The 14515-nt window shown below is 53.5% G+C and carries 15 protein-coding genes; 11 read left to right on the plus strand and 4 right to left on the minus strand.

Annotation, left to right across the window (positions count from 1 at the left end):
• Nucleotides 1–3: 3 nt before the first annotated feature.
• Genes QEH59_RS11725 through QEH59_RS11755 form a run of 7 tightly spaced genes read left to right on the plus strand, consistent with a single transcriptional unit; the run spans nucleotide 4 to nucleotide 5328 of the window.
• Nucleotides 4–552 carry a hypothetical protein gene (locus tag QEH59_RS11725; RefSeq protein ID WP_308985564.1) on the plus strand — a complete coding sequence of 183 codons (549 nt, stop codon included), beginning with the start codon at nucleotides 4–6 and terminating at the stop codon, nucleotides 550–552.
• A 16-nt stretch (nucleotides 553–568) separates the two neighbouring features.
• Nucleotides 569–1759 (plus strand): hypothetical protein, encoded by a 1191-nt coding sequence (locus QEH59_RS11730; RefSeq protein WP_308985565.1) that lies wholly within the window; start codon nucleotides 569–571, stop codon nucleotides 1757–1759.
• A 16-nt stretch (nucleotides 1760–1775) separates the two neighbouring features.
• The gene (locus QEH59_RS11735) at nucleotides 1776–2912 is read left to right on the plus strand and encodes a PcfJ domain-containing protein (protein ID WP_308985566.1); all 1137 of its coding nucleotides are present in this window, start codon (nucleotides 1776–1778) and stop codon (nucleotides 2910–2912) included.
• Complete coding sequence (locus QEH59_RS11740; RefSeq protein WP_308985567.1) at nucleotides 2896–3219, plus strand: hypothetical protein; 324 nt, start codon at nucleotides 2896–2898, stop codon at nucleotides 3217–3219. The genes QEH59_RS11735 and QEH59_RS11740 overlap by 17 nt, the downstream gene beginning before the upstream one ends.
• A gap of 2 nt (nucleotides 3220–3221) precedes the next feature.
• Complete coding sequence (locus QEH59_RS11745; RefSeq protein WP_308985568.1) at nucleotides 3222–3941, plus strand: AAA family ATPase; 720 nt, start codon at nucleotides 3222–3224, stop codon at nucleotides 3939–3941.
• Nucleotides 3934–5118 (plus strand): DUF3987 domain-containing protein, encoded by a 1185-nt coding sequence (locus QEH59_RS11750; RefSeq protein ID WP_308985569.1) that lies wholly within the window; start codon nucleotides 3934–3936, stop codon nucleotides 5116–5118. The genes QEH59_RS11745 and QEH59_RS11750 overlap by 8 nt, the downstream gene beginning before the upstream one ends.
• A gap of 15 nt (nucleotides 5119–5133) precedes the next feature.
• The gene (locus QEH59_RS11755; protein WP_308985570.1) at nucleotides 5134–5328 is read left to right on the plus strand and encodes a hypothetical protein; all 195 of its coding nucleotides are present in this window, start codon (nucleotides 5134–5136) and stop codon (nucleotides 5326–5328) included.
• A 17-nt stretch (nucleotides 5329–5345) separates the two neighbouring features.
• On the opposite strand, the gene QEH59_RS11760 is transcribed toward QEH59_RS11755, so the two are convergent.
• Nucleotides 5346–5699, minus strand: a complete 354-nt coding sequence (locus tag QEH59_RS11760; protein WP_308985571.1) for a type II secretion system protein — start codon at nucleotides 5697–5699, stop codon at nucleotides 5346–5348.
• A gap of 100 nt (nucleotides 5700–5799) precedes the next feature.
• Here QEH59_RS11760 and QEH59_RS11765 point away from each other — a divergent pair, with 100 nt between their 5' ends.
• The 4 genes from QEH59_RS11765 (at nucleotide 5800) to QEH59_RS11780 (ending at nucleotide 10260) form a co-directional block, all read left to right on the plus strand.
• Nucleotides 5800–6048: a helix-turn-helix domain-containing protein gene (locus tag QEH59_RS11765; protein ID WP_308985572.1), complete on the plus strand. Its 249-nt coding sequence runs from the start codon at nucleotides 5800–5802 to the stop codon at nucleotides 6046–6048.
• A 323-nt stretch (nucleotides 6049–6371) separates the two neighbouring features.
• Nucleotides 6372–6815 (plus strand): hypothetical protein, encoded by a 444-nt coding sequence (locus QEH59_RS11770; protein ID WP_308985573.1) that lies wholly within the window; start codon nucleotides 6372–6374, stop codon nucleotides 6813–6815.
• A gap of 51 nt (nucleotides 6816–6866) precedes the next feature.
• Nucleotides 6867–7532, plus strand: coding sequence for a metallophosphoesterase family protein (locus QEH59_RS11775; protein ID WP_308985574.1), 666 nt, complete (start codon nucleotides 6867–6869; stop codon nucleotides 7530–7532).
• 634 nt (nucleotides 7533–8166) lie between these two features.
• Complete coding sequence (locus QEH59_RS11780; RefSeq protein WP_308985575.1) at nucleotides 8167–10260, plus strand: recombinase family protein; 2094 nt, start codon at nucleotides 8167–8169, stop codon at nucleotides 10258–10260.
• On the opposite strand, the gene QEH59_RS11785 is transcribed toward QEH59_RS11780, so the two are convergent.
• From QEH59_RS11785 to mblB, 3 genes are read right to left on the minus strand one after another with little or no spacing between them, the layout of a single operon-like run.
• On the minus strand, nucleotides 10261–11007 hold the full coding sequence (locus QEH59_RS11785; protein ID WP_308985576.1) for a hypothetical protein: 747 nt from the start codon (nucleotides 11005–11007) through the stop codon (nucleotides 10261–10263).
• A complete protein-coding gene (gene cap2-3 / locus QEH59_RS11790) occupies nucleotides 11004–13280 on the minus strand; it encodes an anti-phage 6A-MBL system cap2_3 protein (RefSeq protein WP_308985577.1) in 2277 nt (758 codons plus the stop codon). The genes QEH59_RS11785 and cap2-3 overlap by 4 nt, the downstream gene beginning before the upstream one ends.
• Before the next feature lies 1 nt (nucleotide 13281).
• Nucleotides 13282–14412, minus strand: coding sequence for an anti-phage 6A-MBL system MBL-fold protein (gene mblB / locus QEH59_RS11795; RefSeq protein WP_308985578.1), 1131 nt, complete (start codon nucleotides 14410–14412; stop codon nucleotides 13282–13284).
• Nucleotides 14413–14515: the final 103 nt, after the last annotated feature.

A 14515-nucleotide genomic window follows, 5' to 3' on the forward strand; every position in this document is an offset into this window, starting at 1 on the left:
AAAATGAACGAATACGATATAGAGAATGATTACCAACCCGACGAAGCCAACGCGCACTACGTTGCCTTGCACAAGCTGAACAAAAACGACCTCGAACGGGGCGACTTCGCCTGCGCCGACTACCTGATCGAATATGATCGCGAGATGGGTATACACAGGGATGCACCGCCCAATCTCCTGTCGGCGGTGTTGGATGCCTTGCCGACCATCCGCAGCGCCCCTGAAGTCGCCCAAAACCTCGTCGAGCTCTACGAAGCCAGCGGCCTCGGGGTTCCGGTGGGATTGTTCGACCTGCCTTACCATTGGGCGAAAGCGCTCCACGAAATGATCAGGGAAACCCACTGGCCCTCTTACCCGAACTGCACGATCCACGAGGTATTCGGGTGGAACCACGTGTTCCGCTTCGGCGGGCACCTGCACGTCCAGTTTGAGACCCCGCTTCCCCATCAACATTCACATTGGTGCGAGGTCGGCAGTCTGATCCGCGACCTGCACATGCGGCTGGAACCGGGACCCTACACAGAGCCCGCGCGACTAATCGAATTTATCTGAGGGTACGTCCTCGGATGTGGATAAAACTGGTGAGTGGGTGAGGCCCGCCGTGAAAACGGCGGGCCTCTTTGTTGCTCCGATGACTGCAAACATAAAAAAGATGTACCCACGACTGCTCGAAAACGGCATGCTCCAAATGGAGTATGAAAACTACCAAGCCTGGCCGGATTTCCGTCCGTTGGGCTCGAATAGGATTGGCGGGCTTTGGCGCGCGCACTTCCTTGAAAAAGTCCTTTGCTCAGACGACCTGTGCTGCGCCGCCTGGAGGGCTCCAATCCCCCGCGAAATACTCAGTCGCCTGAGAGAGTTTCGCGAATGCCATTGCGAACTCATCGAAATGGCGCAAGCCATGCCGGAATATTTCATCCGGCAGACCGACCTAAACCCCGCACTGACCCTGTTGGCGGCGACCTACTGGCAGTTCCGCAAGCTGGCGAGTGTGCCCGGTATCGAGGAAAGAACTACGCTCTGGGAGAACCTTGATGCGGATCAAGTGCTCCACTACGCCCGCTTTCCTCATACAAAGAGTTTTCTCAGAAACTTGGCGAAAATCCCCGTCGAGCACGCCTATCTCTATCGGATCGAAAGCCTGCGGAACCTGTGGGCGATCCCGGACAAACGAAGGCTTCTGCAACATCTTCCGGTCATCACTGCGGAGAACCTCTGGCTGCTGTCCTGTTGTCCGCCGATCCTCGATCCGGCCATCCACCAGCTTGTAACCAGGGAACCCGAGCATGAAGAGTTCTCCCTCCTTGAGATCATCAGCGACCTATCCAATCGCAGAGAAATGGCCTGCATGGATTTCTGGCCGTACCGAAACCGGCTACATACATGGCCCCAGCTCCTCGCGGCCTACAACAGATTCCTGAAGAAAACGAATCATGTCGTGGAGGTATTTCCTCCACCGCCGATCGGTGAACATGAGGACGAGGCATTGCACATCGTACCACTGAAGAGTCGGACTGCACTGACCCAGGAGAGCAGGGAGATGCTCAACTGTATCGAAGGATACAGCTCCAAATGCAGCCGTCTTAAAACTTACGCCTACCGTTTGCTCCGACCGGAGCGCGCGACCGTGCTGATCAAATGGCAATATCGGCATTGGATCATCGAGGAGGCGATGATCAAGGGTAACGAGCGGCAGGTTAGAGCGGGCACGATGGGGCTACTATGCCGGTGGCTGAGGGCACACCGACGCCACAACTAAAAATTGTATAAGAATCATGAATACAGCCATCCACTATCAATTCCTCACCGACGCATCCATCCGCGTCGACAACATCACGCTGCGCCCCTGGCCGGATTTTACGGTTCTGGGCGACCCCGAAAAGGCCGACCCGATCGTCTGTGATCTCCTCGAATCAGACGACCCGTTTGCCATGCTGTGGCGGGGCAAGATCCCTGATGGCACGTTACGGGTGATAAAGTGTTTCCCGCAATGCCTGTGGCGCGGACTTCTGGAGGTTTCGCAGCTTCATACGGACTATTTTTTGCAATGGAGCGGACATTGTCCGGCGTTGATCGGCCTGATGGCCATCCATGAATCCAGACGGCAAACAGATCGTGATATTGATCGTATCGCGGCACTCTATCGCGGGAGGGAAGAGAGGATGCGCGTGCTCGGCCTGCCGCCCACAAGGGAGGCTTTTCGGATCCTTTCGAAAGTGCCGGTGGAAGACTGTTATCCCGCCCAGCTAGAGCAACTCCGAGTGACCGTGAACGATCCGGCGCGGAGGCGGCTGATGCGGCACCTGAAGACCATCACAACGGAAACGTTGGACACTTTGCAGCTCCCTGCAGAATGCCTCGACATCAATTTGCTTCAAATAAGCGCGGAGGCGCAGTTGCCCCAGCAGTGCGACTCGGTTTCCGAAGTCTGCCGTGAAATCATGCAATTCCGCCAGGTAACGAAAAAGTATCCGCTTTGGCCCTACAAAGGGAAAAATGTGACACTCAATGATCTGGTTCAGGCTCGCAACCTTCTGGAGATACGACTGGCTTTGGGCAAGGACAACAGTCTGGCAAGGTTTCCGGCTCCGCCGCTGGAAGCGATCGGAAGTTCGAAGCTCGTGATCGAACCGCTAACCTCCGTTCGGGCGCTTTTCAAAGAAGGTAAGGAGATGAGCAATTGCATCATGACCTATGCACGCAGCATTCTGGAGGGAAAGCATTACGCCTACCGCATGCTGCATCCCGAGCGGGCGACGATCCTGCTGCGGAAGAATTTCGACAATTGGTATCCAGCAGAGATCCGGTGCCATGAAAACGGGTATGCCTCGGCGGACACCATCGACCTGGTCCACAGATGGGCCGGAGCCGAAACGGCAGGAAAGGAGGTCGCGGATGACTTCCCCTTCTGAATCCTTCAAGAAGAAGCTGATGGGTCCGATCAATGCGCTTTTCAAGGAGGCCTTGGAAGGGGACGGCAGTCCCACCATGGCGAGCGGAGGGCGCAATTGGCAGCTCCCCGGAATGGGCAATTACGCAGGCAGTAGCTCAAATGTAGCGGACAAGGGACGGACCAAACCGAAGCTCGGCACCGTCGACGAAGCCGCATTCGAGGAAGCTATGCATGCCGTCAACGGCCTCGTCGGCTTGCGCTCTGCGAAACGTTCGATCCGGCGGCTGGCCGACTTTGCCAAGATCGAAGCGGAGCCAGACGACTAAAGTTGCCCCAGTCCGAGGTCGGCTTCCACAGCGTTTTCTCAGGATCCCCGGGGACGGGGAAAACCACCTTTGCGCGGCTGTTGGGAAAGATATTGCACGCTCTCGGCCTCTTGGAAAATGGACACACGGTTGAAGTCGATAAGGCAGGACTTGTGGGTGAGTATCTCGGACAGACGCCGATGAAGGTCGAAGCCGCTTTTGACGAGGCCGATGGGGGCGTTCTCTACATCGACGAGGCGTATTCACTAACGCATGACACTGAAGACCTTTATGGCCGTGAGGCTGTCGATGGGATTGTCAAACAGATGGAAGACCGGAGGGGCCGAGTCGTCGTGGTGGCCGCCAGATACCCGCAGGATATGCGTAGGTTCATCCACTCGAATCCCGGCCTGAAATCACGCTTCAACCGGAGCATCTGTTTCGAGGACTACGATTCCGCCGAGCTGCTTTCGATCCAAAAGCAAATCCTGCGAAGCAACGGATTCGAAGCTTCCGAGGGCTTCTTGCTGCGGAGCGAATTGCTCTGGCAGAAGCTCTACCGCGACCGACTTACCTACGATGGCAATGCGCGCATGGTGCGGACCGCCCTGGAAATCGCATTGGAGAACCAGGCCGCCCGTCTTGTCCGCAAGCCGGACAAAGCGCGCCACGAACTTTGCGAAATGCTGCCCGAGGACCTCGACGGCGTAGAAGCCCAACTGAGGGAGGACCACGATGCCTAAAGTTCGAACCAGACCACCACACCAGCAACCCGACTGGATGGATTCGCTCCCGCCTGTTTTGCTAGATCGGGTCAGGCTCTGCGCCCGCGAACGACAAGTGCCCGTCGAGATTCCACTCATGGTCGGACTCGCGTCTATCGCCATCAGTGCGGGTCCGGGTATTGAAATCCAGTCCGGCAACAGGCGGGCGACTCGGGCCAATCTATTCGTGCTGCTCGGTGTCAGCTCGGGGATTGGAAAAAGCGAAGTCTTCAAGGACTTGCTCGGTCCAGTTTTCCGGTTCGAAGAGGCCTTGCATCAATGGTGGGACGAAACGCCCTGCGTTAAAGCGCGGGCCGGGGAAGAGCTTCTCAAGGCAAAGATTTCAGGGATGCGATCCGAAATCCGCAGGCTTTATTCCGGTGGCACGATGCGCCTCTTCGAAATGCTCCAACGGGCCGAACGCGCCCGGATGGCCTGCGAAGGCTATCGCACGCCACCTTGCCTCGTGGCCGACGATTCGACATCGGAAGCCTTGGCGCAAATCATGCACCGTTCCTATGAGTCGATTGCCACGGTTTCGGCAGATGCGAGGTATTTTTTGAAACGGCTCGGAACGCCGGACACGAAGGAAGAATCCTTCTTCCTGAAAGGTTACAGCGGTGACTTGGCCCTGACTAATCGCGTGTCGCGGAACGCCGTCCGCCTCCGGCGTCCCTGCCTGACGACACTCCTGCTGACACAAAGGGACGCTCATGCAAAGTTCGTGGAGCGGACCCTGAGAAATCGCTCAGGTTTGCTGCCTAGGTTTCTGCATGCGTGTATTGGACATGCCGATACAAAACTTCCGCTAATAGACGGAAGGACGATCCCTCGCATCCAGCGGGATTATGCCGAAATGCACCAGGCCATCTTGAAGGCATACCGCTTCGAGCGAACCTCGGCCATCGTCGAGGCTTCCAAGCAAGCCCGGGGGTATCTTCAGGAGATTGAACAGCACTGCCGGGCAACAGCGATGACCGATGAAAGCATCCGAGGCGAAGTCCTGCGTCGAAGAGCCGAGCAAGCCTGGCGGGTCAGCCTTTGCCTTCACTTGGCGCGGCACGGCAACACCGCAGCTCTCCATCCCTTGGAGTTGCCAGACGCACAATCCGCCGCAGCCATCGTCGAGCGCTTTACGCAAATCCCTCAAATCTGAAAGCAAATCCGAAATATGAACGAATTCATCACTAATTTTGAAGCCATTGAAGTCCAAGCCCACGAGTTGACCGATACGGTCGAACAACTCATCCGGCAGGTGCGGGACTTGAAACCTCAGGCCCGGAGCAAAGAACACGAGGCCAAACGGCACCGGCTCGAAATCGAGTTGCTTAACATGCGCGACTTTATGTGGATCCGCCGCGGCTAAACGAGAGAACCTGAGAGCTAGAATTCCCAGGATATGTCCACGCCGCCCGGGGCATTGGTGACGACGATATCCACACCCTGAGAGATCAGTGTCGGGTATTCCTCTTGGGCGACCGGTTCGAAGTCCTTCACATAGCTGTCCGAGCCCATGAGGTCGGCGACTTCCACGTCAACGACCCCGAATTCGAGGAAGTATTGGTCTGCTCCAGAGGCCAGTTGCCGCAAGTTGTTGTAGATGGCTTTGGTCTGAGAGGTCTCTCGGACTTTTTTGAACGCCGGGATCGCCATCGAAGCCAGCAAGCCGATGATGACGACAACGATCATAATTTCAACGAGGGTGAAGCCGCGGCTCTTATTTTGGTATGGTTTCATGATATACATATTTTTTAGGACTCTTGATGTTATGTGTGATATCCACAAACTTTAGAGCCGGGATTAAGCTAAGGTCAAGCTGTGTGTAAACCACACATGCATGAAAAAGACACGAGAAGACGCCGCCCTCAATGATTTCGGACCACTGATTCGGCGCAAGCGGCTGGCTTCGAAACGAAAGATTTCACAGGACGATCTCGCCGGGCGATTAGCTCAGATGGGCATCTGGCTCGACCGAAGCGCGATTTCCAGGATCGAAAATCAGGAACGGGGCATTCTGGACTACGAACTGATGGCGATCTGCAAGTGCCTCAAGATCCGCCCATCAGAATTGTTCAAGCCACGTTAAGCGCTGCTTCTACCTACGGAGGGTTGGGTGCAGCACGCGCGCCAGTGCATCCATGGTGGCCTATGATCCGAAGCGAAAAAGAAGCATCCGATTGAGCCAAATTGAAGGGTATGATTTTCTTCTGGACGTGTTGGTTTCATGCCAGCGCGGCCGGGAACTGGTCTTGCGGCTAATCGTAGGAATGCCCGACAGCTTTGAGCAACTAAAGGTTTTGCAGACGGTATGCGACATCTGAAGGACCGCTACGCCAAAACTAAAAATTGTTCCCGGACGGAGTGCCTCTCGGCGATCCCGTCCTCCTAGAAAACAAGAAAAGCAACGCAATGATCCAAATAGAAGAAATCAACCTCACCCGCGGCCCCGCCCCCCAGTGGCTGAAAGTACTCCCTGAACCCTGGTCCTCGTTCAAACCGGCTACGACTCTCGGTGAACTCGCAAAACTTGCTCCGAACGCATGGCGCATTTATAGCCGCCACTGTCTGAGAGATACCGTTGTTTACGGCAATCGCAGGCACAGTCTCGGTATCACGCTCAGCGAAGGGCGCTGGAGATTCCGATTTTGCGATGCGGTGAACAACGAATGCCTCGACCGGAAAGCAATCGAAGCGGCCCTACGCACGGTCGATGGTTCGGTGGAGCAAGAGATCGAACAGTTCTTTAGGGTGCTCGATTGGGAGGTCGCCGACATTGATTCACGAATAAGCGACGAGTCCAGCAGAGAGGCAATACGTTTCCGAGCACTGCAAGCATTCCTTGCAGATCACTGAACCGCGTCATTGAATCAACACCGATTCTGACAATCCCCACAGAGTAAGAGCATGGCAACTTGGGCAATCGGCGACCTTCACGGGCACTACGCGCATCTTAAACAGTTGCTGGAATTCATGCCACTTGCTCCCGAAGACACCATCGTTTTACTCGGCGATGTGATCGACCGGGGGCCGGATTCAGCAGCTGTATTGCGGAAAATCCACGAACTCAAGAAGGCCTATCCAGTGATTTTCCTGCGCGGCAACCATGAAGCGATGCTTCTGCAGGCTCGGCGCAACCGTGAGCATCTCCCGTTTTGGGTCGAGTGCGGAGGCGGCGCGACGCTTGATTCGTATCGAGCGAAGAGCTTCGATGACATCCCGGATGAAGACTGGAGACTTTTTGAATCCAGCCTTCTTTATCACGAAACGGACGATACGATCTTCGTGCACGCCAATCTTGATCCGAACTTGGAAATGAGCGATCAATCCGAGAGTGATCTCCTCTGGCGGTTCTACGATGGCCCCATCCGCCATGTTTCAGGAAAACTCGTAGTATGCGGCCACACCACTCAGGCCTCGGGACTGCCCGCTTTTGACAAGTGCTCAACCTGCATCGACACCCTCCCGGAATCAGGGGAAGGCTGGCTGACTGCCGTCAATTGTGAACAAAAGTCATTCTGGCAGGTTGATCATCTCGGTAACCGGCGGAATGACAGTTTCTTGAGCTTATGAAGCTCAAGAATGAGGAACAAATTTCGTTTTCACAATTTGTTCCTCACGGAATGTGCCGTTTAGAGGCATTTTCCTGCCCCAAAATGGAAGTAAGCCTCATCTTTGGGTGAGCTGTTCTCAAGTTGAATGAAGAAAAACGCACTTACGCGCGCAAAATAGCTTTCGTTCACAAATCGATCTTACCATTCAGAAATCTTTCGATATCCTCTATAGATGTCCCAGACGGCATCGAGAGCATATCGAAATACTGAAGTTCTAACGAACTCGGGAGGCTCTGCGTGCGCGATTAGGAGTGATAGTGGCGATTCTCAAGGGCAGGAGCGACTGGCTGAACTGATACTCAAGGCAGCGAGCCTCTGGCACTCAGGGAAAATTCCAAAATCAGTGGGATGCCATGAAAAAGAGGTGTCCGACTTGCGGGATGCCGAAGTGGAGTTGGATGACGTCTCGAAGCAACTCCTGAAAACTCTTCAGTTACTTGGACAGGCGCGGCCCTGCGATTTGGCCAGGCATTGTGCAGTCTCCCAGCCTACAGTCCAGAGGCGCCTGAAAGAATTACTATTAGGAAATCTAATAGTAAAGCATGGAAACACGAAAGGCGTCCGCTACGCCCCACCCGAAAACAGAAAAATAGATGGGTAAGGACATAACAGTTTCCACACAGAAATTTGAGAAGGCCCTGAAGGTCACTCGTGTCATCATTTATGCCCGTGTTTCCAGCCAGAAGCAACTGGACAACAAGGAAGAGGACTCGATCAAAAGCCAGATCCACTGCTGCCGGAAGTTCTGCAAGGAGATGCTGCGCGTCGGTGAGCGGTGGGAGATCGTCGAAATCATTTCGGACGACGGTCGGACGGGGCGTAACGACAAGAGGGACGGCATCAACCGGGTGCGCGCGCACACCTCAAGGGGCGACGCCGATGTCGTGCTGGTCTATGGGCTTAGCCGCGCCTTCCGCAACAGCCGCCTGGGGCACGAGTTCGACCAAGCGCTGCAAGAGAACGGGGTGCGGCTGGTCTCCACCACGCAACCGGGCGGAAACGACACCCCGTATGAAAGGTTCGTTCGGAGCATCTTCTGGGCGCTGGCCGAGTTGACCAGCAACATCATCGCCGACGACGTCCGCCGGTCCATCCTCACCCGACTGGAAAAAGGATTGACCCACGGCGGCGTGCCGAAGCCGGGATACGCCATTGAAAAAGGCAGGCTCTATATTGTGCCTGAAGATGCAAAGGTTGTCTTCCATATCTTTGAAATGGCGGTCAACGGCATGACGCCGATGGAAATCGTCAACGATTTGAACGAGCGGAAAATCCGCACAAGACAGCGCATCTCAAACAAGGGGAAGGTGACCGGCGGGAAGCGTTTCCGGATCGAGCACGTCCTCACTATCCTTCGGGATCCGACCTACAAGGGAGTCATCGTCCATGACGGCGTGGAATACCCTTCCGCCGCCGAATCCATCGTCCCCGAAGCAGTCTGGTCGAAAGCCCAGGTTGCCTTGGACCGCAGACCCAAAAACAAAGAGGCGATCGTCCAGAAAAGGGACAAAAACTTTATGCCCCTGAAGGGCAAGATCCGCTGCGGCTGTTGCCACTCCGCCATGAAGCCGACCTTCTCCACGAAACGCAGACCGGACGGCTCGATGGAAAAATATTTTTACTACCTCTGTTCGAAGCACGAAAAGCAGGGAGACGAATCGACCTGCACGATCCGTAGGATACCGGCTCGGCTTCTGGAAAAACTCCTGCTGGAAGCCTTCGGGGAAATCGCAGCTAATCCTGAAGTGGCCAAGCGCCTCATCGACAAAGCCCCCAAAACCAAATCGTCAAAAATCCGCAGGCTTTCCAAGGAGCGGCAGGCGATCCGTACGCAACTGAAAGAATTGGATGCCGAGGTCGAAAGGGTGACGGACAAAGTCCTGAACATGGCCGGGACTGCCGTGGGCAAGAATCTGAAAGACAGAATCGATGCCCTGACTGAGCGGAAAAACGAACTGGTTTCTGAGGAAATTCGGCTCAATAAGGAAATCGACGCCCTAAAATCGGATTTGCTAGCTCCCAAGAAACTGCAGCACGCCCTCGCCCACTTCGCCGAAGCCGTGAAATGCCTCCCCGAGGAAGAGCAACGGGAACTCTACAAGCTCCTTTTCAAATCCATCATCGTCAACGAAGGCGGCCAGGCCAAAGATCCGATCGATGAGAACGCCCGTCGGACACGGGAAAGCCGCAGGCACCTCAGCGTCGAGGTGCGCCTTCGCACCGAAGCCATCCAAACCCTCTTCGGTGAAACCGAAACCACTGGAGGACGAAAAAGCGGTTTCACCCTCTCCATCGAAATCGCCCACTGCCGGAAGAAGCCGATGGAAAACTGCGCCCTACTCTCGCCCGTCCATAAAGAATGCGGGCATAAAGCACCGAAGAACCGGAAGCGCCCAAAGAAAACCGAACATGAAATCCACCGGGCGATTCGATGGAAAAAGGAGATGGAACGTTGTAATCTCGACCAAATCGGACTGGCAAAAAAAGTCGGATATTCAAAAGTAGCTGTGACTCACGTCATGAATTGGCTCAAGCTATCTGCAGGAGCCCAAAGCATACTTTTGAAGCTGAGCGAACCTAGTCAAATTAGAAAGGTCAGTCGAAAGGCACGTAGCCGAATTCTAAAAAAGCAAACAGAATCAGCCCAGATAGAGATGATTCAAAAGATCATTCTGGCTAAACAATAATTACCTAGCAGGACTAGAAGCTATGTGTTTCTCACAACTTAGAATCAGTTGACGCGCATACAACTCAGCTGCCTCGGATACGGCATCATCAGTCACATACATCATGAAGTAAGCCGAATGAATGCCGGCGAACCCGACAAGCAGAGCAAGTTGCGTGGACATTGACGAAGAAGCATCAATCGGCATTCCGAACAACAAAGAGCCTATTGCAATCAGTACGACGGTCAGGCTCACAATCAATGCACTGCCCTTTAAACCAAGCAAATTCCTACGAAACCCATAGTTGATATTTTCCTCTAACAGCAGGCTGAATCTCTCTTTGTCACTAGTGTTCTCTCTCAACCAATTAACGCATCTATTGTAAAATGCGTCGCAAGCGGCTAGATCGTTTACTTCATCTTCTTCCGAAGGTGGATCTTCGCCCATCTTTTGGCTAATAAATGTTAGGTAGCGCTTTTTTGTAGGCGTATCAAATCTAGAGTCAGCGTGCCGAAACATATGAGTCGATGGCAATCCTCCCCATTCTTTAAGCAACTGCTTTTCAAGCCGCTTTCCATGACGGCGGGATATATCCGCAAACACAACCAATAAGACAATACTAGCAATCGCTGCGTATGCATCCGATAGGGAAAAGCTATCCCAAGAAACATACGCAACCGCCAACGCAAGAGCTGGCGCTAAAGCGATCGCAGCGGGAAAGACCCGGGCTTTCATGGTATACTTGTCGATTGTGTCTAGCCCGATCATGACATCTCCCCTTCCTTCATACATTTACCGATCAAAAAAGTTAGCCCCTCATCCCCCGCAATGATCATCAAACTGGGACAGCCGTCCATGGCCAACTCGTCTGTAAGCCACATTATTTGATTCAGGTCGGTCCCGCTGGGATTCGTCGTGCATCCATCCGGATGTGAGTGCCACTCACCCACATAGCGAATTTGATCCAATGTCGCCTCACATGCTTTCTTAATGTCGGGTATGAGGCGTTTGATCCCTCGCTTAAATTCTGACGGCTTACCAGTGCTGTCTTCCGGCTCAGGCCAGGCCTCCACCAAGTCGATTCGCTTCGCGATTCGATCGACCACGCCAAGCAAGACTCCTCCCGTTTCATTGCCTAAGCGCTCCTCACGCATCACCAGAATTTTCGATTCAAGCTCTGGATCAATGCAGACCTCCCAGTCGCCAATCTCTTTGCACTGCGGCTCCTTCAAAGGGACAGTGAAAGCATCGACAGTATAATTCTTACCGACGGACCAGACTGCGAGTGAGGCCTCCTCTTTATCCAGCCCATCGGACAGGCCACCCGCTAGCAACGAACTGAGTAAGCTCGCCCGTGTGTAAGGCATTCTGTTTGTTACTGCACGACAAGAGCCAGCATAAGGAATGTGTTCAACCGACTGTGATAGATGCTCTCGAAGTTGAGTATGATTAAGCGTCTCCCGGTAGTATTGAGCCTCAATGTGACGAAGATCAAGTTTGCGCTCGGAATCTTCAATCATCAGCACAGCAGTGTCGCCAGCCGGATTAAAAAATACACTTGCTCGACGTCCCGCTGCAGTTCTGTCACACAAACTCCGCGCGACTACAGTGGAAGCGGAGGCATCCAAAATTATATCCGCCGCACAGAGCGCCTCATTCACAAGATCTTTCTCACCATGCTGCATTAGGACATTCGCATCGATTGCAGTTGCAGCCGCGTCGTGCCGGATCGCATTCAACCTGTCCGCGACAGATTTCGATTTAAGGCAGCCTACATCGTATTGATTAAGCGTATGACGCTCCAAATTGTGCGGAAGCAGCAAGTCGTGATCAATAATTGTCCAGCGGAAGCGACCCTCGCGGCAAAGTGCTTCGGCGACCATTGAGCCAACTGCACCCGCGCCGACCATCGTGATTCGCCGCCGATCAGCAGAATCACGCCCAGCTAAAGAGGCTGCAGTTGTCTCATCAAATTCCTGATGGACCGCAACCATACCGACTTCAATTCCTTCTAGCTGCGCTTCATCTGCACCTCCCGGCGTGATATTCTTTGTATAGCCTGATCTCTGTCCCGTATTGGATACGTCTTTAAACAGCCTCCCTAAAGCGATTCCAACCTCTCCGACAGTAGAACCACACAAGAAACCAACCGGTTTTCCAGTATGCACTTCCTTAGTCGCAGGGTGTATTACGGGCATTTGAATCAAGAAACCCAAACGTGCATTCAGGCGAAAAGCAGAATCACCATCTGTATCGTCGGCCCATTGGTCGATGATAGTTGATAGTTCCTCACTCAGATTCAAGCCACGCGACTCCATGACACGGCACAGCCCGAGAAAGTTTACGGGTGCCTTGCGCAAGCGTTCCATGTCCGCTTCGGATACAGTAAAATTCAGGAAGAGGATGGCACCAAGATCTTGGCTCGCACGCCGATTCTCCGGGGTGGCGGCCTTAAGCATTAAGACATTCGAATTAGCCTCAATTGGTCGCAGTGCAACCGTTTCAGATTCCAGGCCTGCGCCTCCTGTGAACATCGAGTTCGGCACGACTACATTAAATAGCGCACCACCGAAATACGGATCGAGCGCTTGACCTAGATCATGAAGCTGCCCGACACCAGCGCGGTCGAACCATCGCCTAATTCTATAGAGCAGCTCACTCCCCGTGTAAGTCGACTTTGCATCCTGCCAAGGACGGTCATCAACGCATAAACAGCAGGGGAATTCGTCTGGAACCATGTTCTGATGCGGCGTATCTGGAAAGTCGCCCCTTAGCGCGAAAACGGACGGTGCCTGACCATCTGTCCGGAAAACAACTCCAATGGCCTCCTGGCGATTAATTGCGTAAACTCGTCGTTGGGGCCGCCCAGTCTCTAACTCAAATTCGATCACCTCATGCCCATCGGGGAGTCGAAAAGCTCTCAACAAATGAACGACCCCTTCGGCATACCGAATCGCGCAATCCCTAAATTCGCACGCAAGTTCGACACTCAGATCCTGACAGGCGATTTCCTCTCCAATGGACTTTATCCAATCACTCATACTAACCTGCCCGAGCTGGCTTGGAGGTTACTGAAGTTACCGGACTAAGCACGCCGAGGACAATTTTTGCCCCAGCTGATGTAATCTCGATTTTAAACGGCTTCGGTGAATTTTTCGAAGGTGTTTCCATGGTGACTTTAAATTCCCCATCCTTATTATCCAAAATCCGCTTATAATAGTTGGCGGCCTGTCGGTGCGGAGGTTGCTTATCTTCGTCTTCCTCTGCCCCTTTGCCGGGGATTGGTTTACTCGGACTGATGATAACCGCTCCGTCTCGGCTCTGCTCCTCGATGAGCCATGCCACTTCCTCTGTCGGCTCCGTTTCGTCCACACCACGCTCGGGCCCCACCGACTTGTAGGAACAATGATGGAAGAGGTGCAAAATATCCCAAAGCAACCGGTCTTCGTTGTCATGACTACGACTCGTTTTTACAATCTCACCGATGGTATCACAGTCCACGTCGGAACCGAGTAGCGCATAGGTTTCTGAACCACCTTCTATAAATGTGGCCTGCAGCACAACCGCATCTTGGTTGCGGTCTTCAAGACCACGTTCATCGCTGCGCCATGCGAAGGGGCAATGCACGAAGAACTCTACCTGCTCGGAGCCATCCAAACTAAAGCCTGGGATCGTCGTTCCAGCATCAACGATGCAATGCGCACGGGATTCCAACGTGAGCCCATTCTCTTTGAGAAAAGACTCCAAAGCCGCTGGACGTGAAAAGACTTTGATGCCGGAGCCATGCTTCAAACGATGGCGTGCCTCCTGACGGATTGCCCAAGCTGAATCCTCAACTCCTACCTCTGTGATCGCAGCCGCAGGCACCCACAATTCATCGATCTTAGGTCGACCCTCCTCTTGATATTTTGCAGCATGCTCTAGCCAAAAGAAATCACTCGAACCACAAACATGGTCATCGTCGAGGTGCGTAAAACAGACGACGGAAAAGTCCTCTTGATCCGCATCATCCAACTCCTTGCGCAATTCAACGGGAAGGTCGCAGCGAGCATCGTATTGATTATTGGGGTCCCGCTTGTTGGCATAATCCAACAGTACAAGCTGATCGTCAGCTAGACGGATAAGCGAGGTATCGGCATTGCCGAGAGGAAAGAATGTAATTTTTGCAGTCATTGTATTTGGGGTTAACGTTCAATTGAATATCTACATACTACTTGATTAACGAAAACTTTACAATCGTCCCAAATGCATAACTCATGACTATATAGTCATACGA

This window comes from Thalassobacterium sedimentorum (genome assembly GCF_031127905.1).
In the GTDB taxonomy this organism is placed as follows: domain Bacteria; phylum Verrucomicrobiota; class Verrucomicrobiia; order Opitutales; family Coraliomargaritaceae; genus Thalassobacterium; species Thalassobacterium sedimentorum.

Coding starts and splice junctions, on each gene's coding strand:
- QEH59_RS11750 (WP_308985569.1), top strand. CDS start 3,934: ATGCCTAAAGTTCGAACCAGACCACCACACCAGCAACCCGACTGGATG.
- cap2-3 (WP_308985577.1), bottom strand. CDS start 13,280: ATGAGTGATTGGATAAAGTCCATTGGAGAGGAAATCGCCTGTCAGGAT.
- mblB (WP_308985578.1), bottom strand. CDS start 14,412: ATGACTGCAAAAATTACATTCTTTCCTCTCGGCAATGCCGATACCTCG.
- QEH59_RS11775 (WP_308985574.1), top strand. CDS start 6,867: ATGGCAACTTGGGCAATCGGCGACCTTCACGGGCACTACGCGCATCTT.
- QEH59_RS11760 (WP_308985571.1), bottom strand. CDS start 5,699: ATGAAACCATACCAAAATAAGAGCCGCGGCTTCACCCTCGTTGAAATT.
- QEH59_RS11740 (WP_308985567.1), top strand. CDS start 2,896: ATGACTTCCCCTTCTGAATCCTTCAAGAAGAAGCTGATGGGTCCGATC.
- QEH59_RS11735 (WP_308985566.1), top strand. CDS start 1,776: ATGAATACAGCCATCCACTATCAATTCCTCACCGACGCATCCATCCGC.
- QEH59_RS11755 (WP_308985570.1), top strand. CDS start 5,134: ATGAACGAATTCATCACTAATTTTGAAGCCATTGAAGTCCAAGCCCAC.
- QEH59_RS11770 (WP_308985573.1), top strand. CDS start 6,372: ATGATCCAAATAGAAGAAATCAACCTCACCCGCGGCCCCGCCCCCCAG.
- QEH59_RS11780 (WP_308985575.1), top strand. CDS start 8,167: ATGGGTAAGGACATAACAGTTTCCACACAGAAATTTGAGAAGGCCCTG.
- QEH59_RS11765 (WP_308985572.1), top strand. CDS start 5,800: ATGAAAAAGACACGAGAAGACGCCGCCCTCAATGATTTCGGACCACTG.
- QEH59_RS11725 (WP_308985564.1), top strand. CDS start 4: ATGAACGAATACGATATAGAGAATGATTACCAACCCGACGAAGCCAAC.
- QEH59_RS11785 (WP_308985576.1), bottom strand. CDS start 11,007: ATGATCGGGCTAGACACAATCGACAAGTATACCATGAAAGCCCGGGTC.